At 68.1% G+C, this 17,791-nt stretch carries 14 protein-coding genes, 1 tRNA gene and 1 pseudogene; 9 read left to right on the forward strand and 7 right to left on the reverse strand.

What is annotated here, in order from left to right; genetic code table 11:
- Positions 1 to 7: 7 nt before the first annotated feature.
- Entirely contained in the window at positions 8 to 184 is a 177-nt protein-coding gene (locus M2437_RS23460) for a DUF3606 domain-containing protein (protein ID WP_003603180.1), read from the forward strand.
- A gap of 228 nt (positions 185 to 412) precedes the next feature.
- Here M2437_RS23460 and M2437_RS23465 read toward each other — a convergent pair whose 3' ends face one another.
- The gene (locus tag M2437_RS23465; RefSeq protein ID WP_003603178.1) at positions 413 to 634 is read right to left on the reverse strand and encodes a YdcH family protein; all 222 of its coding nucleotides are present in this window, start codon (positions 632 to 634) and stop codon (positions 413 to 415) included.
- Between the two features lie 251 nt (positions 635 to 885).
- On the opposite strand from M2437_RS23465, the gene M2437_RS23470 reads away from it, so the two are divergent.
- Positions 886 to 1,062 (forward strand): YdcH family protein, encoded by a 177-nt coding sequence (locus M2437_RS23470; RefSeq protein ID WP_082509155.1) that lies wholly within the window; start codon positions 886 to 888, stop codon positions 1,060 to 1,062.
- A 218-nt stretch (positions 1,063 to 1,280) separates the two neighbouring features.
- Positions 1,281 to 3,212, forward strand: coding sequence for a propionyl-CoA synthetase (locus M2437_RS23475; protein ID WP_253388818.1), 1,932 nt, complete (start codon positions 1,281 to 1,283; stop codon positions 3,210 to 3,212).
- Between the two features lie 92 nt (positions 3,213 to 3,304).
- Here the strand turns inward: M2437_RS23475 and M2437_RS23480 are convergent, their stop codons facing one another.
- Positions 3,305 to 3,964, reverse strand: a complete 660-nt coding sequence (locus tag M2437_RS23480; protein ID WP_253388819.1) for a ceramidase domain-containing protein — start codon at positions 3,962 to 3,964, stop codon at positions 3,305 to 3,307.
- Between the two features lie 160 nt (positions 3,965 to 4,124).
- Here M2437_RS23480 and xth point away from each other — a divergent pair, with 160 nt between their 5' ends.
- Complete coding sequence (gene xth, locus M2437_RS23485; protein ID WP_082290821.1) at positions 4,125 to 4,919, forward strand: exodeoxyribonuclease III; 795 nt, start codon at positions 4,125 to 4,127, stop codon at positions 4,917 to 4,919.
- Between the two features lie 31 nt (positions 4,920 to 4,950).
- On the opposite strand, the gene M2437_RS23490 is transcribed toward xth, so the two are convergent.
- From M2437_RS23490 to M2437_RS23505, 4 genes are all read right to left on the reverse strand, one after another.
- The gene (locus M2437_RS23490; RefSeq protein WP_041357722.1) at positions 4,951 to 5,838 is read right to left on the reverse strand and encodes a tetratricopeptide repeat protein; all 888 of its coding nucleotides are present in this window, start codon (positions 5,836 to 5,838) and stop codon (positions 4,951 to 4,953) included.
- A complete protein-coding gene (ilvD, locus tag M2437_RS23495; protein WP_015822538.1) occupies positions 5,825 to 7,555 on the reverse strand; it encodes a dihydroxy-acid dehydratase in 1,731 nt (576 codons plus the stop codon). Before ilvD ends, M2437_RS23490 begins: the two co-directional genes overlap by 14 nt.
- Before the next feature lie 445 nt (positions 7,556 to 8,000).
- Entirely contained in the window at positions 8,001 to 8,795 is a 795-nt protein-coding gene (eutC, locus tag M2437_RS23500; RefSeq protein ID WP_253388820.1) for an ethanolamine ammonia-lyase subunit EutC, read from the reverse strand.
- The gene (locus M2437_RS23505; protein WP_012253495.1) at positions 8,792 to 10,174 is read right to left on the reverse strand and encodes an ethanolamine ammonia-lyase subunit EutB; all 1,383 of its coding nucleotides are present in this window, start codon (positions 10,172 to 10,174) and stop codon (positions 8,792 to 8,794) included. Before M2437_RS23505 ends, eutC begins: the two co-directional genes overlap by 4 nt.
- 618 nt (positions 10,175 to 10,792) lie before the next feature.
- Between M2437_RS23505 and oxlT the strand changes: the two genes are divergently transcribed.
- Positions 10,793 to 12,091 carry an oxalate/formate MFS antiporter gene (gene oxlT / locus M2437_RS23510; RefSeq protein WP_041357720.1) on the forward strand — a complete coding sequence of 433 codons (1,299 nt, stop codon included), beginning with the start codon at positions 10,793 to 10,795 and terminating at the stop codon, positions 12,089 to 12,091.
- 186 nt (positions 12,092 to 12,277) lie between these two features.
- Here the strand turns inward: oxlT and M2437_RS23515 are convergent.
- Positions 12,278 to 12,352: transfer RNA gene (locus M2437_RS23515), tRNA-Val, on the reverse strand.
- Positions 12,353 to 12,660: 308 nt separating this feature from the next.
- Here M2437_RS23515 and M2437_RS23520 point away from each other — a divergent pair.
- The 4 genes and pseudogenes from M2437_RS23520 to M2437_RS23535 all read left to right on the forward strand — a co-directional run bounded on the left by M2437_RS23520 (position 12,661) and on the right by M2437_RS23535 (position 17,594).
- Positions 12,661 to 13,708, forward strand: a pseudogene (locus M2437_RS23520) (hypothetical protein).
- 6 nt (positions 13,709 to 13,714) lie between these two features.
- Positions 13,715 to 15,868 (forward strand): glycosyltransferase family 2 protein, encoded by a 2,154-nt coding sequence (locus M2437_RS23525; protein ID WP_253388822.1) that lies wholly within the window; start codon positions 13,715 to 13,717, stop codon positions 15,866 to 15,868.
- Positions 15,869 to 15,967: 99 nt separating this feature from the next.
- Complete coding sequence (locus M2437_RS23530; RefSeq protein ID WP_253388823.1) at positions 15,968 to 17,272, forward strand: UDP-glucose dehydrogenase family protein; 1,305 nt, start codon at positions 15,968 to 15,970, stop codon at positions 17,270 to 17,272.
- A complete protein-coding gene (locus M2437_RS23535; RefSeq protein WP_253388824.1) occupies positions 17,265 to 17,594 on the forward strand; it encodes a hypothetical protein in 330 nt (109 codons plus the stop codon). The genes M2437_RS23530 and M2437_RS23535 overlap by 8 nt, the downstream gene beginning before the upstream one ends.
- Positions 17,595 to 17,791 lie beyond the last annotated feature (197 nt).

Genomic DNA, 17,791 nt, shown 5'->3' on the forward strand with positions numbered 1-17,791 from the left:
CTCTCAAATGTCCTCCGCGGACCAGAACACGCGCGCCCGCACGGCAACCCATATCGACATTCACGACAGCACCACCCGCAAGCACTGGGCCGATCTGCTTCAGGTCTCCGACGAACGCCTGCGCAAGGCGGTCCGGCTCGTCGGAACCCGGGTGTCGAGCGTCTCGGCCTATCTCGCCAAGTAGCCTGACCAAGTCATTCAGTCGCCGGTCAACAATCGCTTCGCCGGGGAGGCCGTACCCTTCCCGGCGTTGCCGCGCGAGCATCGTCCCGAAAAGCGGCCAGCGGCGTTCAGACAATGCCGGTGTGCTCAAGCGCATGCCGACGAAGCGGTCCCCGGTTCGTCGAAAGAATGCGCGTCAAGACAAACGGGCGAGAGACGCCGACCTGATGCCATCAGGTCAGACACGGCTCTAAGCGATGATATCCGGCGTGATCTGGTCTTCCAGATGCGTGATCCGGTCGCGCAGGACGAGTTTGCGCTTCTTGAGTCTCTGCAACTGAAGCTGATCGACGGCGACGCTGACCTTCAGCGCCTCGATCGCTTCGTCGAGATCCCGGTGCTCTTCACGCAACCGCGTCAGCTCGCCGGCCGGATCCGCGACCGCGTCGTTGGCAATCTCGTCCGCCATCATCGCTTGAAACACACCACCGGCCTTGACCGGGCGCGACCATGCGCCAAGCTCCCGGCCGGAGCAAGGCGGGACATCCGGTTCTCCCGTCTTGTCGGAGCTTGCAACGGCCAAGGTCAGCGTGCCGTCCCGCTCCAGAAGATTTGAAATTGCCCTGTTACCGATCCATCCACTTTGCCGCCGAATGGCTTCGACACGTGCGCCATCCTGTGCCAGTCTACCCCCGTCGGAAACTGTGACAGGAGCGACACCTCATGTCCTTGCAGACGCATTTGAGCCAGCTCGCCGCCAAGCACGAAGCCCTCGAGCGCGAGCTTCACTACGCGATGCAGTCCCTCGCCAGCGACGACCTGCGCATCGCCGAACTCAAGCGTAAGAAACTGCACCTCAAGGACGAAATCGAGCGCCTGCGCGGGGACACCCTCCACTAGCGACACCCCGGCCGGCTTCGCCCCGGGAGGCGCTGCCGGCCACGCTTCTTCTCCCGCCTCGGACAAAACCGTTGCCGCCGCCTGGGACAACCAGCGCGGCGGTTCTGCTTTGTGGCAGCGCAGGATCGAGTGCGGCGCAGTTAGGCGCGCAGCGGTCGAAACCGCGCTATCATCGCCCTCGAACAGGCCGATCAACAGGCCGCGCGAGGGAAACGCCGATGTCCGCCGCCACGCCCACCGCCCCTGAGGGCGCCTATGCTGCCGTCCACGCCGCCTCGCTCGCGGATCGGAACGGATTCTGGCTGAAGGCCGCGGCGGCGATCGATTGGGACGTCGCCCCCACCCGCGCCTTCGATGCCGAGCAGGGCGTCTATGGCCGCTGGTTTCCGGACGCCCGACTCAATGTCTGCCGCAACGCCGTCGATCGGCATGCGGAGGGCGGGCGCGCCGACCAAGCCGCGATCATCCATGATTCGCCCGTCACCGGCACCAAGCGCCGCATCACCTACGGGGAGTTGCGCGACGAGGTGGCGGTGCTCGCCGGCACCCTCGCCGATCTCGGCGTGACCAAGGGCGACCGGGTGGTGATCTACATGCCGATGGTGCCCGAGGCCCTGTTCGGGATGCTGGCCTGCGCCCGGATCGGGGCGATCCACTCCGTGGTATTCGGCGGGTTCGCCGCCAACGAACTCGCCGCCCGCATCGAGGATGCCGCGCCCAAGGTGGTTCTAGCCGCCTCCTGCGGCATCGAGCCGGCCCGCGTCGTCGCCTACAAGCCGCTGCTCGATGCGGCGATCGCCCGCTCGACCCACAAGCCCGATGCCTGCCTGATCCTGCAGCGCCCGCAAGGCGAGGCCGGCCTCGTCGAGGGCCGCGACCGGGATTGGGCGGAGACCGTCGCGCGAGCGCGCCGGGCCGGACGGCGGGCCGAGCCGGTGCCGGTCGCAGCGACCGACCCGCTCTACATCCTCTACACCTCCGGCACGACCGGGCGGCCCAAGGGCGTGGTGCGCGACAGCGGCGGCTACTGCGTCGCGTTGGCGTGGTCGATGGCGAACCTCTACGGCGTCGCGCCCGGGGAGGTCTATTTCTGCGCCTCCGATATCGGCTGGGTAGTGGGCCACTCCTACATCGTCTACGCGCCGCTGCTGCACGGCTGCACCACGGTGCTCTACGAGGGCAAGCCGCTGGGCACGCCGGATGCCGGCGCCTTCTGGCGGGTCGCCGCCGAGCACGGCGCCGCGACGCTGTTCACCGCGCCCACGGCCCTGCGCGCGATCAAGAAGGAAGACCCGCGGGCGGAAAAGATCGCGGGCCACGACCTCTCGCGGTTCCGCGCCCTGTTCCTGGCCGGCGAGCGGGCCGACCCGGATTCGGTGGCCTGGGCCGAGCGGGCGCTGGAGCGGCCGGTGATCGACCATTGGTGGCAGACCGAGACCGGCTGGGCGATCGCCGGCAACCCGCTCGGGCTGGAGCGGCTGCCGGTGAAGTACGGCTCCACCGCCAAGCCGATGCCGGGCTACGACCTCCACGTGCTCGACGAAGCGGGCAAGCCGGTCGCCCCGGGCACGATGGGCACCATCGCCCTGAAGCTTCCCCTGCCGCCGGGCTGCCTGCCGACCCTGTGGGGCTCGGACGAGCGTTTCCGCCAGAGCTATCTCGCCACCTTCCCCGGCTTCTACGACACCTCGGATGCGGGCGTGGTGGATGAGGACGGCTACGTCACGGTGCTGGGGCGGACCGACGACATCATCAACGTGGCCGGCCACCGCCTCTCCACCGGCGGCATGGAAGCAGTGCTCGCCGCGCACCCGGATGTCGCCGAATGCGCGGTGATCGGCATCCGCGACGCGCTGAAAGGAGAGGCACCCTGCGGCTTCGTGGTGCTGAAGGCGGGCGTCGCCAAGGATCCCGAGACGGTCGAGCGGGAACTGGTCGCCCGGGTGCGCGAGGAGATCGGCCCCGTGGCCGCCTTCAAGCTGGCACTCACCGTGGGACGCCTGCCGAAGACGCGCTCCGGAAAGATCCTGCGCGGCACGATGAAGCGCATCGCCGACGGCGAGGATTACGCGATGCCCCCGACCATCGAGGATCCGGCCACGCTGGAGGAGATCGGCGACAGCCTGAAGGCCCGCGGAATCGGCGCCTGAAATCCAGGTTTCGAAAAGGACGAGTCCTTTCGCGGGTCCAGGGCAGAGCCCTGGTGAAGGGATGATCCCTGTGCGATCCCGAAACGCGGGCCTCAGAGCCTGAACCGGGTGGCTGCGATCAGCAGGCGGTAGAGCACCACCGCGTTGAGGACGTGCCAGAGGAAATGCGTGCCGAGCGGCAGGCGGGCACAACTCGCCACATCGACCGTGCGGAAGGTCAGCGACACGAGGAAGATCCCGGCGGTCGCGAGCACCGAACGGGCCGTCCCGGGCGCCCGCCTCAGGAGAGCGAGGCCGACGCCAAGGAGTGCCAGGATCGCCGGGGCATAATCAACCGAGCCGTTGGTGAGGCCCGAGACCGAGCGTCCGCTCAACGTGTCGAGGGCCGGCGTCAGGCCGAAGCTGAGGACGGCGAAGGCCAGCGTAAGGGCGGTCGCCGCCGCTGGGCGGAGGCCGAAGAAGCGGGCCATGGCGAGGGCGAAGTAGCCGTAGATGAAGACGGCGATCGGAATCACGTCGGCCAGCATCGACCAGCGGTTCGCCAGGGTGTGGAACAGGAACGAGCCGATCCCGACCACGAAGGTCACGCCGGCCAGAGCCAGGACCGGCCCGTCGCCGCGGGCGCGGCGCGCCGCGAGCCCGGCCGCGACCAGGAAGGCCGCGTTCGTCAGGGCATTGATCGGCTCGGCCCAGAAGCTGGCATCGCCGCGCTCGCAATAGGCCCGCACCGGCTCGAACCACGACGCGTCCATGGGGGCATTCCTCAGCCTCAAACGCCCGGCGGCCGCATCCGCGGCCTCAGGCTTCCGCTCCACGGGGCGCTCTTCGCACCCGACAGGCGGCCCCCGCCTTGCCAGGGCCGCGCGAAGGCCCGATGACGAGAGCCCCTCCGGCCGAGCCTCCCCACGCCCCATGCGGATCACCACCTGGAACGTCAATTCGATCAAGCAGCGGGTCGGCCACCTGCTGGGCTTCCTCGACGAGGCCAAACCCGACGTGGTCTGCCTGCAGGAGCTGAAATGCCAGGACGCGTCCTTTCCCCGCGAGGAAATCGAGGCGGCGGGCTACGCGGTCGAGACGCTGGGGCAGAAGGCCTATAACGGCGTCGCCCTGCTGGTGCGCGCACCGCTCCAGTACACCCAGCTGCTGCGTGGCCTGCCCGGCGACGCCGAGGACGAGCAGGCGCGCTACATCGAGGCGCTGGTGCATGGCGAGGGCGTGGCGCCGGTGCGGGTCGCCTCGATCTACCTGCCGAACGGCAACCCGGCTCCGGGGCCGAAATACAGCTACAAGCTCGCCTTCATGGCCCGCCTGCGGGCGCATGCCCGCGCGCTGATGACGACCGAGGAGGCGCTGGTGCTGGCGGGCGATTTCAACGTCATCCCCGAGCCCGAGGACGCCGCCGACCCCTCCGTCTGGACGCAGGACGCGCTGTTCCTGCCCGAGACCCGCCGCGCCTTCCGCGCGCTGCTGGCGGAAGGTTTTACGGATGGCCTGCGGGCCTGCGAGCCGAGCGCCGGTCTCTACACCTTCTGGGACTATCAGGCCGGCTGCTGGCCGCGGAACCAAGGCATCCGCATCGACCACCTGCTGCTCTCGCCGCAAGCCGCCGACCGTCTCGTCTCGGCCTCGGTGCAGCGCCACCTGCGCGGGCTGGAGAAGCCCTCGGATCACGTACCGGTGACGGTGGAGCTGAGCGACGGGTAAACGCCCTGAGCCCTCCCGCAGGAGAGGAGGGTTATCGCCGCCGACGGGTCGAACCCGTCGACAGCGATTGCGCCTGGGCCATCGCATCCGCCCGGTCTGCCTCATTGGCCGAGGCCCAGGCCTTGTCGTAGAGATTGACGATCCAGGTGTCCGCCGCGCCCTGTGCCCCGCCGCGGGCGATGGCGAGCCAGGTCAGCCCCTTCACGGGCTGGCGCTGCACGCCGGTGCCGTTGACGAGCATGTCGCCGAGCAGCGCCTGGGCCGGGCGGTGGCCCTTCTCGGCGGCGAGGTTGAACCAGCGCGCGGCCTTGCGCGGATCCTGCTCGACGCCGGTGCCGTCGAGATAGAGCCGAGCGAGGTTGTACTGCGCGTTCGGGTCGCCGAAATACGACGCTGCGTAGTTGAACATGTCGTAGGCGCGCTCGGGGCTCGGGCGCACATAGGTGCCCTTGATCCCCTCCAGGAAGTAGGTGCCGAGCGCGTTGAAGGCGCTCGCCACCACGCCCGAATTCGGCGTGTCGGGCGAATCGTCGGTGTTGTCGTCGGCGATGCGCGAAAAGTACTCGAACGCCTTGAGGTCGTCGTGGGGCACGCCGTCGCCGTCCGCGTACATGCGGCCGAGCTTCCACAACGCTAGGGTCTGGCCCTGGTCGGCGGCGTATTCCAGCGCCCGCACGGCGCCCTGCTTGTCGCCCGCGTTGTAGTCGCGCACGCCCGAGCGCAGGGCGTCGCGGCCCGAACGGTATCCCTTCTCGGGAACCGGCGTGCGCGCGGTCGCGTCGAGCGCCGTGCCGGGATCGACGGCCGTGAGCATCAGCGCAAAGCCGAGGAACCCGGCGAGAAGCCCCGCCCGGAGCCGACTCGGATCGGCCCCGGCCGGCCACATGGGCCGGAAAGGGGCAGTCCTAGATGTCGGCATAGACGTTCGTCTCCCCCGCGCCGCCCGGATGCGTCACGGCCCCGTTCACCGCAGGCCCGACGGACTGCGCGTATTTCCAGAGGTAGCCGGAGGTCGCGGCATTGCCCCGCGGCGCCCATTCGCTGCGACGCTGGGCCAGTTCCTCGTCGGAGAGCGCCACGTCGAGCGTGCCCTTGATCGCGTCGAGGGTGATGATGTCGCCGTCGCGCAGCAGGCCGATCGGCCCGCCGATGGCGGCCTCGGGGCCGACATGGCCGACGCAGAAGCCGCGGGTCGCGCCGGAGAAGCGCCCGTCGGTGATGAGGGCCACCTTGTCGCCCATGCCCTGGCCGTAGAGGGCGGCGGTGGTCGAGAGCATCTCGCGCATGCCGGGGCCTCCCTTCGGGCCCTCGTAACGGATGACCAGAACGTCGCCGGGCTTGTAGGTGCGGTTCTGCACCGCCTCGAAACAGGCTTCCTCGCCGTCGAAGACGCGGGCCGGGCCGGTGAAGACCTGGGCCTCGGGCGGCATGCCGGCGACCTTCACGATCGCGCCCTCGGGGGCGAGATTGCCGCGCAGGCCCACCACGCCGCCGGTGACGGTGATGGGCTTGTCGGCCGGGCGCACCACGTCCTGATCCGGGTTCCAGGCGACCTTGGCGAGGTTCTCCGCGATGGTGCGGCCGGTGACGGTGAGGCAGTCGCCGTGCAGGTAGCCGTGGTCGAGCAGCGTCTTCATCAGCAGCGGGATGCCGCCGACCTCGAACATGTCCTTGGCCACGTAGCGCCCGCCGGGCTTCAGGTCGGCGATGTAGGGGGTCTTGCGGAAGATCTCGGCGACGTCAAACAGCGTGAACTCGATGCCGCATTCATGCGCGATCGCCGGCAGGTGCAGCGCCGCATTGGTCGAGCCGCCCGAAGCCGCCACCGTCGCGGCGGCATTCTCCAGCGCCTTGCGGGTGACGATGTCGCGCGGGCGGATGTTCTTGGCGATCAGCTCCATCACCTTCTCGCCGGCGGCGGCGCAGAATTGGTCGCGGATCTCGTAAGGGGCAGGCGCGCCGGCCGAGTAGGGCAGCGCAAGGCCGATCGCCTCGGAGACGGTCGCCATGGTGTTGGCGGTGAACTGCGCGCCGCAGGCGCCGGCCGAGGGGCAGGCGACCCGCTCCAGCTCGTCGAGATCGTCGAGGCTCATGTCGCCGACGGCGACCTTGCCGACCGCCTCGAACAGATCCTGCACCGTGACCGGCCGGCCCCGGAACGAGCCGGGCAGGATCGAGCCGCCATAGATGAAGATCGACGGCACGTTGAGGCGCACCATGGCCATCATCATGCCGGGCAGGGACTTGTCGCAGCCGGCAAGCCCCACGAGGGCGTCGTAGGAATGGCCGCGGATCGTCAGCTCGACCGAATCGGCGATGACTTCGCGCGACGGCAGCGAGGCGCGCATGCCGCCATGGCCCATGGCGATGCCGTCGGTGACGGTGATGGTGCAGAACTCGCGCGGGGTGCCCTTGGCGGCGGCGACGCCCTTCTTCACGGCCTGGGCCTGGCGCATCAGCGAGATGTTGCAGGGCGCGGCCTCGTTCCAGCACGAGGCGACGCCGACCAGCGGCTGGTGGATCTGCTCGGTCGTCAGGCCCATGGCGTAGAGGTACGAGCGGTGGGGCGCCCGCTCGGGCCCCTCCGTCACGTGCCGGCTCGGCAGCTTCGACTTGTCGGTCTGACGCGCGTCCATCGCTGATCTCGTGCCCCGGTCCCGTTACGCCCCCGAGATCCGCGCGGCCCGTTACGGTCCAGTGCGGAAAAACGTCCTTCGACGTCCTCGAAACTCTGCGGTAAGGCGTTGGAGCGACAGCGTTTACCGCGACCCCGGAAGTCGTCCCGGTTTATGGTGGGATTGCGGCGCTCAAAGGCACAGCTCAAGGCAAAGTCAGGTTGCTTTCGCGGTGTGTCAGGGCCGCAACAGCCGAGCTTGCGCCGGCCTTGGGAAGACTTCGCAAAATCAACGCGCACACACCCTCGCGCGGTCCCGCACGAAGGCTGTTTTCAGCTCAAATTCCCGCGGCCTCGGCGCGTGCAATTCAGGCTTCGTCAGCAACCTCGACAGTGCCGACACGCGTCTTTTTTTGGAAAGCCGGCGACCCGTTCGCGCAGCACCCCCAAAGCTCCGGCGAATTCACTCAGAATCCGCCGATGGCAGGATCAGGCGCGGCGGCCTCAAGCAACCGATCGCTCTCGTCCTTGAGGTTCACGCCGGTCAGCCCGCGGGAGAAGGCCTGGGTCAGCAGCCAATTCAGCTTGAACGCGGCAAGCTCGAAGCTCAGGCCGGCGGGCCGGACGTTCGAGATGCAGTTTCGTTCCGCATCGGAGCGTCCGGGCTTCGGATCGAAGGTGACGTAGAGGCCGAGGCTGTCGGGCGAGGACAGGCCGGGACGCTCGCCGATCACCACCACCACTGCGCGGGCCCGCAGCACTGCGCCGGCCGCGTCCCCCAGCGCGACCCGGGCCTGCGTGGCGATGGTCACCGGAGCCAGGCGCCAGCCGGCCGCCTCCGCGTGCGGCTTGAAGGCGGCGAGCAGCGCGGCGGCGCCCTCGTGGACCGCGCGCGCCGAGAGACCGTCCGCCACCACGATCGCGAGATCGACGGGCTCGGCCGCGGAATCGGCGGCGGAATCGGAAAGAGCCTTGAGGCTCTCCGGCGAGAGGCGGCGCCCGTAATCGGGCCGGCGCAGATAGGTCGCGCGATCCTCCGCACCGGAGGTCACGGTCACGGTCGGCAGGCCCAGCGCCTCGATGGCGCCCGCGATCGCGGCGGCGTCCATCGGCGTATGCACGGCATCGCGCGCCTGGGCGTGGGCGAGGCCGAATTTCAGCACCTCGCGGGTCGGCAGGCCGGCGCCGGCGCGGCCGAGACCGATCCGGGCGGGGGTGAGGCGGGCCAGCCGCTGCCAGAGGGTGTCGGTCTGCGTGCTCATGCGGCCAGCTCCGGCGCGGCGGTGAGCAGGCGGGCCTCGGCCCCGCCGGGCAGGAGTGCGCCGTCCGCGTCGGTGAGGCCAATGCGAGCGAGCCATTCCTCGAATTCCGGCGCGCGCCTCAGGCCCAGCACCTCGCGGATGTAGAGCTGATCGTGGAACGAGGTGGACTGGTAGTTCAGCATCACGTCGTCGGCGCCGGGAATGCCCATCACGTAGGTGCAGCCCGCCGCCCCGAGCAGGGTCAGGAGCGTGTCCATGTCGTCCTGATCGGCCTCGGCGTGGTTGGTGTAGCAGACGTCGACGCCCAGCGGCACGCCCATCAGCTTGCCGCAGAAATGGTCTTCCAGCCCGGCCCGGATGATCTCCTTGCCGTTGTAGAGATACTCCGGCCCGATGAAGCCGACGACGGTATTGACCAGAAGCGGCCGGTAGCGGCGAGCCACCGCGTAGGCGCGCGCCTCTAGGGTCTGCTGGTCGATGCCGTGATGCGCATCGGCCGAGAGGGCCGAACCCTGGCCGGTCTCGAAATACATCACGTTGTCGCCGAGCGTGCCGCGCTTGAGCGCGAGCGCCGCCTCGTGCGCCTCCTGCAGGATCGGCAGGGTGACGCCGAAGCTCGCATTGGCGCGCTGCGTCCCGGCGATCGACTGGAACACGAGATCGACCGGCAGCCCCCGGTTCATCGCGTCGAGCGTGGTGGTGACGTGGGTGAGCACGCAGGCCTGGGTCGGAATCTCCAGCCGGCCGATGATGCCGTCGAACAGACGCAGCAGGGTGCCCATCGTCTGGATCGAATCGGAGACCGGGTTGATGCCGATCACCGCATCGCCGCAGCCATAGGAGAGCCCATCGAGGATCGAGGCGGTGACGCCGGCCGGGTCGTCGGTCGGGTGATTGGGCTGGAGCCGCACCGCGAGCGTGCCGGGCAGGCCGATCGTGTTGCGGAAGCGGGTGACCACCCGGCACTTCTTCGCGACGAGGATCAGATCCTGGTTGCGCATGATCTTGGACACCGCGGCGGCGATCTCCGGCGTCACGCCCGGCGCGATCCGCGCGAGCGTCTCAGAGGACGCGGTCAGCAGAAACTCGCGAAAATCCCCGACCGTCAGCGCGGCGATCTCGGCGAACGCCGCCTCGTCGTGGTCGTCGAGGATCAATCGGGTGACGTCGTCCTCGTCATAGGGGATCAGCGGACGGGCCAGGATCTCCCTGAGCGGCACCTCGGCGAGGCACCAGCGCGCGGCCATGTTCTCCTCGGCCGATTCCGCGGCAATGCCCGCGAGACAATCGCCGGAGCGCACCGGTGTCGCCTTCGCCATCAGCGTCGCCAGATCGGCGAAGACGTGGGTGCGGGGGCCAACGGTGTGGCGGTAGGGCATCGACTGGCTCCTTGGCCTCGCCGGACAGGATGCAAGGATCGCGAGACCTGTCGAGGTGGATTCGCGCGGAATGGGCGCTCGGCTCACCTCGCCCGCGCTCTCTAGCAAGAACGACGCCCGCTCAACGTGAATCGACGTCGGACCCGCCTCTCGCGCGCGATCTGGCTATTCGCCCGTGCGCCAGCGTAAATTGCAGGGCGATTGGGCCACGCGCGAAGCTTTCCAGAAGACGAGCGAAACCTCTCCGCCGCCGTGATTCGGCCAACATGCCGGGAGCCGCTCGGTTGCCGGCGGCGAGTCACCGGCAAATTCGCAAACGCCCCGCTGTCATACGCTCAGCGACCGGCGTTTTTTGTAGGCGGACCAACGCATTTCCGGTTGAGTTCCGGATTTTCATCCTTCCGATCCGTCACTTTCGTGTCAGATTGCGCATTATTTCGCTTGCCTGCATGGCTGGTATACCAAATAATGCATACCAATGCCTGGGGCGAGATCGCCGCTCGGATCCCCTGGGCAGACAAGGAAACGCAACAACCTGCACTGACCACTTCTCAAGCCCAAAACGCCAAACCTACGCAACAGGCCTTCACGTCTGTGCAGGAACGAGGGAGCACGCTCATGGCATTGTCGTCCATTGCCCCGGAACGGCCGGTACCGTCTTCAAACCGCTGGCTACAAATCATCTTCGGCGTTATCTGCATGGTGGCCGCGGCCAACATTCAGTACGCTTGGACCCTGTTCGTCCCCGAAATTCAGAAGACGTTCGGCTGGGATCGCGCCGCGATCCAGGTGGCCTTCACGATCTTCGTCGTCGTCCAGACCTGGCTGACACCGATCGAGGGTTACTTCATCGACAAGTACGGTCCGAGCCGGGTCGTGATGTTCGGCGGCCTGATGACCGGCGCGGCCTGGGTGATGAACTCCTATGCCACCTCGCTGACCGGCTTCTACATCGGCTCGGTCCTCGGCGGCATCGGCGTCGGCTGCGTCTACGCCACCTGCATCAACAACGCCCTGAAGTGGTTCCCGGACAAGCGCGGCCTCGCCGTCGGTCTCACTGCGGGCGGCTACGGCGCGGGCTCGGCCCTGACGATCATCCCGATCGCCAAGATGATCGATGCCGGCAGCTACGCCCAGGCGTTCTTCACCTTCGGCCTGATCCAGGGCACCGTCATCATCCTGGCCTCGATCTTCATGCGTTCGCCGGCCAAGGACGAGGTCAAGTTCTCGACCAAGGTGCTGCAGAGCCGCCGCGACTACACCCTCGGTGAAGCGCTGCGGACGCCGGTCTTCTACGTCATGCTGCTGATGTTCACCTGCACGGTCACCGGTGGCCTGATGGCGGTGGCGCAGCTCGGCGTCATCGCGACCGACCTCGGCGTGAAGAACTTCCAGGTGAACCTGTACTTCTTCGCCATGGCCGCGCTGCCCTTCGCCCTGATGCTGGACCGCGTCATGAACGGCATCTCGCGTCCGCTCTTCGGCTTCATCTCGGACCGGATCGGCCGTGAGAAGACGATGTTCATCGCTTTCGCGATGGAAGGCATCGGCATCGTCGCGCTCGGCTACTTCGGCTCGAACCCCTGGGCGTTCGTGATCCTGTCCGGCATCGTGTTCCTGGCCTGGGGCGAAGTGTACTCGCTGTTCAGCGCCACGGCCGCCGACACCTTCGGTTCGAAGCATATCGGCAAGATCTACGGCGTCCTCTACTGCGCCAAGGGCTTTGCCGCGCTGTTCGTGCCGGTCGGGAACCTGATCATGCAGGCGACGGGCACGTGGTCGACGGTGCTCTACACGGTGGCGACGATGGACCTGATCGCGGCCGCACTCGCCATCGCCGTGCTGCGGCCGATGCTGAAGCAGCACCACGCCGCCAACAACGCGGCGGTGCCGAACGCAGCACTCGCCCACGCCTGATCGGGCCTCTCCGATCCCTCGGGATCGGAAGCCGGACAAGAAAGCCCCGCCGGAAACGGCGGGGCTTTTCTTTTGAAACGGGTTTTCTCAGCGCGCCGGCCCGCGATCTAGGGGACGTCGATCGGCCAAAGAAAAAGGCCCCGTCTCCGGAGCCTTGGTCTACTCGATCATCCCATCGGGGTGGGATGGTGGGCGCGACAGGGATCGAACCTGTGACCCCTACCATGTCAAGGTAGTGCTCTCCCGCTGAGCTACGCGCCCCTGCAAGCCGTCCGGGTCGCCCCGGTGTCCTGCGAGGCCGCGGCTATAGCCGGTGCCGGGCGGCTCCGCAAGCGGGACTTTGGCGGAATCTGATCCCCTCCGTCGAAACACCCCATGCCGTCCCGTGGCTGCCGCAGCCCGTTGCACGCAAGCGGCAAAAATCGGCTAAGAGGGCACCGCGGGACGACCGACCGCCGATCTCCCCTCCATGACCCTCACGGCTGCACTCCGACGGCGGATGCATCGCGAGGGAGCGGCGGACAAACGAGCGTACCGATCAGCACGGGGCCGAGGACGGCGAGCTAAGGATGCGGTTTCTCCTTTCGTCCGACGAGGGCGACGTGATCCGGGGTTGGGTGGTGCCGGACAACCCGCAGGCGATCAGCCGGGTCTCCGTCTGCATCGAGGGGCGCCGGGTGGCGGAGGTCTCGGCGATCCACGCCGACCCGAACTTCGTCCGGTTCGGCTGGCACGCGACCGGGCAATGCCATTTCGAGATCCGCGAGACCGACGTGCCGGGGCCTTCCCGGCATCGAGCGGCTCGAGATCTACGACGTCGACACCAATGTGCTGATCTACCGGCGGCTGCCGCGGACGGGTCTCACCGACAAGAAGGTCATCCTGCTCAACGGGCATATCCGCCCGGAAACGGTGATCCAGACCGCGCTGTATCCCTATTTCCGGCAATCGTATTTCGGCATCGGCCGCTTCCCGGACGAGATCCTGCGGGCGATGTTCGACACCGTCACGCTCGATTCCTGCCTGATGGCCGGTTCGATCATCTTCCCGCGCTACGAGGGGCACTTCGTTCAGAGCGGCGCGCTGACCATGCTGATGATCCACGACCCCTTCGTGGAACTGGCGAGCCGCCTCTATTGGCTGCGCGAGCGGGCGAGCCTTGCCGCCAACGCGGAGCGGCACTGGCGCCTCGGCAACCTCGTCGAGGCGGCGGCCTTCACCCTCGATTACGACTTCACCGACGTGAAGAGCCTGAAGCGGCTGTTCCGGATGATGCCGGAGCCGGCCTATCACCTGCTCTACAACCCCCTGACCCGCCAGCTCAGCACCCACGTGCCCGAGGACCGGCTGATGCCGGGCAGTTCCATCATCGCGGTCGAGGTGCTGTCGCGCATCGACGTCGTCGGCCACCGCGACTACTTCGAAGCCTTCATGGCCTCCGCGTTCCACCATATCGGGATCGAGGCGCCGATGCCGCTGCCCCTGCCGATCCCCAACGAGACGCTGGCGCTCGCCGAGCTGCTGCGCGGCATGCGCTTTGCCCGCGACATGGTGGTCTACGACACCGTGCTCAGCGACGCCGTGCGGGCCTCCGTCTCGAAGAGCTGGGAGACCTGAGCGGCGATGGCGGAACGGGCCGGGTCCATCGCGTCGCTCGCGGGCCGGGCGCTGCCGGTGACCGGCGCCGACGGGGCCGAGCTGTGCATCGACCTCTCCGGCGCCGATCTCGGCGGCGCCTGGGTGAGCATGACATGGCGCGATGCCGGCAGCGGCGGCATCGCCCGCGCCCTCGTCAGCGCGGTCTCGGGCGACGGCGAGAGCGTGGCGCTGGTCGAGGAGCCGCTCGGCGGTGACGCCTTCGCCTGGACCGGCCGATTGCCGCCGGGCGTCGCGGCCCTGCGCCTGAGCACCCTGTCGCGAACCAATCCATTCGTGCTGCAAGACCTTTCCATCCGCCGCCGCGGTCGCCTCGGGATCGTGACACGGGCGGGCGCCCGCCAGCCCGGCCTCACGGCGCAGGCGGTCTACTGGCGCATCCTCGGCCTGAAGGTCCGCGCCCGCGGGCTGATCGCGCGGGCCCTCTCCCACCGGGCCGAGACCGGCTACGCGGCCTGGATCGCCCGGTTCGACCGCCTCACGGCGGCGGAGCGGGCGCGAATCCGCGCCGAGATCGCGGGCTGGGAGGCGCCGCCACTGGTCTCCGTCCTGATGCCGGTACACGATCCCGATCCGCGCGTGCTGGAGGCGGCGATCCGCTCGGTGCGGAACCAGCTCTATCCGGCCTGGGAACTCTGCATCGCCGACGACGCCTCGACCGACCCGCGCATTCCGCGGCTGATCGCCCGCCACGCGGCGGAGGAGCCGCGCATCCGCTCCGTGCGCCGATCGGAGAACGGCCACATCGCCCGCGCGACCAACGACGCCCTGACGCTGGCGAGCGGCACCTACACCGCCTTCCTCGACCACGACGACCTGCTCTCGGAAAACGCCCTGTTCGAGATCGCCGGAGCCATCCGGACCGATCCGCGTCTGGAGCTGATCTACAGCGACGAGGACAAGGTCGATGGACGCGGCCGCCGCTTCGAGCCGCATTTCAAGTCGGGCTACGACCGCGAATTGCTGTGGGCCCAGAACTACGTGAACCATCTCTGTGTGGTCCGCACCGACACGCTGCGCCGGCTCGGCGGCCTGCGGCCCGGTTTCGAGGGCAGCCAGGATCACGATCTGCTGTTGCGCCTGACCGAAGGACTGGCAGCGGAGCGGGTGCGCCACATCCCGAAGGTGCTCTATCACTGGCGGGCGGCGGCCGGCTCCGGCACCTTCTCGGATCGGGCCCTGACGCGGGCCGAGGCGGCGCGCCTGCAGGCGCTTGCCGAAGTGGCCGCGCGCCGGGGAGCCTGGGCCGAACGGGGAGCGCAAGGGTTCAACCGACTAATACGCCCCCTGCCGGAGCCGCCGCCCCTCGTCTCGGTCGTCATCCCGACCCGCGACCGGGCGGAGTTGCTCGGCGTCGTCCTCGACGGGCTGTTCGCGCGCACCGACTACCCCGCCCTGGAGGTCGTCGTCGTCGATAACGGCAGCACCGAGCCGGCGACGCGGGATCTGTTCGCGCGCTACGGTTCCGAGCCGCGCCTGCGCGTGCTGCCCGCGCCCGGTCCGTTCAACTTCTCGGATCTGTCGAACCGGGGAGCCGCCGCGGCGCGGGGCACGATCCTGCTGTTCCTCAACAACGACATCGAGGTGATGGAGCCGGGCTGGCTCACCGAACTCGTCTCGATCGCGAGCGACCCCGAGATCGGCGCGGCCGGCGCGAAGCTCCTCTATCCCGACGGCACGATCCAACACGGGGGGATCGTGCTCGGGATCGGCGGGATTGCCGGCCACAGCCATCTCGGCCTGCCGGGCACCGAACCCGGCTACTTCGCGCGCATGCTGCTGTCGCAGGAGGTCTCCGCGGTGACCGGCGCCTGCCTCGCCATGCGCGCAGAGGTCTTTTCCGAAGTCGGCGGCTTCGATGCCGCGCATCTCGCCGTGGCCTTCAACGACGTGGATCTGTGCCTGCGGATTCGTGCGGCCGGTTACCGCATCGTCTGGACGCCGCAGGCCCGCCTCCTCCACCACGAGTCGAAGAGCCGGGGCGCCGAGGACACGCCAGAGAAGCGCGCCCGCTTCGAGGCCGAATCGCGGGTGATGCGCGAGCGCTGGGAGCCGCTGCTGCGGGCCGACCCCTATTACAATCCGAACCTTTCGCGGGCGGCGGCGCATTACCGGCTGTAGACCGGCGGCTCGGACCATGGTTTGCGCCAGCTTCGAACCGGGCTAAACACCGCACCGCAACACGCCGGATGCGTTCCGGCCGCCCCGGCGGAGACATCGATGCGCATCGCGATGATTGGCTCGGGCTATGTCGGCCTCGTGTCGGGCGCCTGCCTTGCCGATTTCGGCCACGAGGTCGTCTGCATCGACAAGGATCCCGGCAAGATCGCCGCCCTCAACGAGGGCCGCATGCCGATCTACGAGCCCGGCCTCGACGCCCTCGTCGCCGAGAACGTGCGGGCCAAACGCCTCACCTTCTCCACCGACCTCAAGCCCGCCGTGGCGCAGGCGCAAGCCGTGTTCATCGCCGTCGGCACCCCGTCCCGCCGCGGCGACGGCTTTGCCGACCTCTCCTACGTCTATGCCGCAGCCCGCGAGATCGCCGAGGCGCTGACCGGCTACACCGTGGTCGTCACCAAATCGACCGTGCCCGTCGGCACCGGCGACGAGGTCGAGCGCATCATCCGCGAGGCCCGTCCCGACATCGATGTCGGCATCGCCTCCAACCCCGAATTCCTGCGCGAGGGCGCCGCCATCGACGACTTCAAGCGGCCCGACCGCATCGTTATCGGCGCCGAAGATCCACGCGCAGTCGCCGTGATGCAGGAAGTCTACCGCCCGCTCTACCTCAACCAGGCGCCGATCCTGCTCACCGGACGGCGCACGGCCGAGCTGACCAAGTATGCCGCCAACGCGTTCCTGGCCACCAAGATCACCTTCATCAACGAGATCGCCGATCTGTGCGAACAGGTCGGGGCCAACGTGCAGGAGGTCGCCCGCGGCATCGGCCTCGACAACCGCATCGGCGGCAAGTTCCTGCATGCGGGGCCGGGCTATGGCGGCTCGTGCTTCCCCAAAGACACGCTGGCGCTGGTGAAGACGGCGCAGGATTACGGCACGCCGGTTCGGATCGTCGAGACGGTGGTGGCGGTCAACGATCAGAGGAAGCGCGCGATGGCGCGCAAGGTGATCGCGGCCTGCGGCGGGTCGGTGCGGGGCAAGCGGGTGGCGCTCTTGGGCCTGACGTTCAAGCCGAACACCGACGACATGCGCGACGCGCCCTCGCTGTCGATCATCGCCGGCCTGCAGGATGCCGGTGCGCAGATCGTGGCCTACGATCCCGAGGGGATGGAGCAGGCGCGGCCGCTGCTTCAGGGGGTCGCTTACGCCGAGGATGCCTATGCCTGCGCGGAAGGCGCCGACGCTCTGGTGATCGTGACGGAGTGGAACGCGTTCCGGGCGCTGGATCTCGCCCGGCTCAAGGGGCTGATGCGCGCGCCCGTCCTCGTCGATCTGCGCAACATCTACGCGCCTGCCGAGACCGAACGGCACGGCTTCGCCTATTCCGGCATCGGCGTTGCGTGACTGCGACATTCAGCCGGCCCAACGACCCGAGCGCATTTTCGATCTCGCCTCATCTGATGAGGCCGCGAGCTACAACTTGCGAGCGCAGCAATCCGGCGCCCCCCGCGAAATCGATTTCACGGGAAAGACGAGAAAGATCATCGAAAAGCAACTCAATATTCGCAGTAACTTTGCCACGCCTGCGGCGGAACAATGGCATTTTTGCAAACTACCCCAACAGCCGCAACTAATGTTTGTTAGCCTCGATGCCTCGCAGGTTTTTCGCCATCAACGATTCACTGATGAATACGTGCCACACAATCTCCCAATCTCTCAGGATTAAGGGAGAGGTTGCAGCCAAGCGGGTTGGACGGTCCTGACGGTCAGATTAAAGGATGACTCTTCAAACCCCCGGTCGTCGGCCGCCCTGTCCCGGGCGCCACGGTGAAGCCGAGGTTTGAAGAGACATTCTCGGTGAGGGTGAAACGCCTTCGCCGGACGGACCCCCGGTCCCTGCTTCACGAGCATAAACGGATCGAC

The organism is Methylorubrum pseudosasae (assembly GCF_029504475.1).
In the GTDB taxonomy this organism is placed as follows: Bacteria; Pseudomonadota; Alphaproteobacteria; order Rhizobiales; family Beijerinckiaceae; genus Methylobacterium; species Methylobacterium extorquens.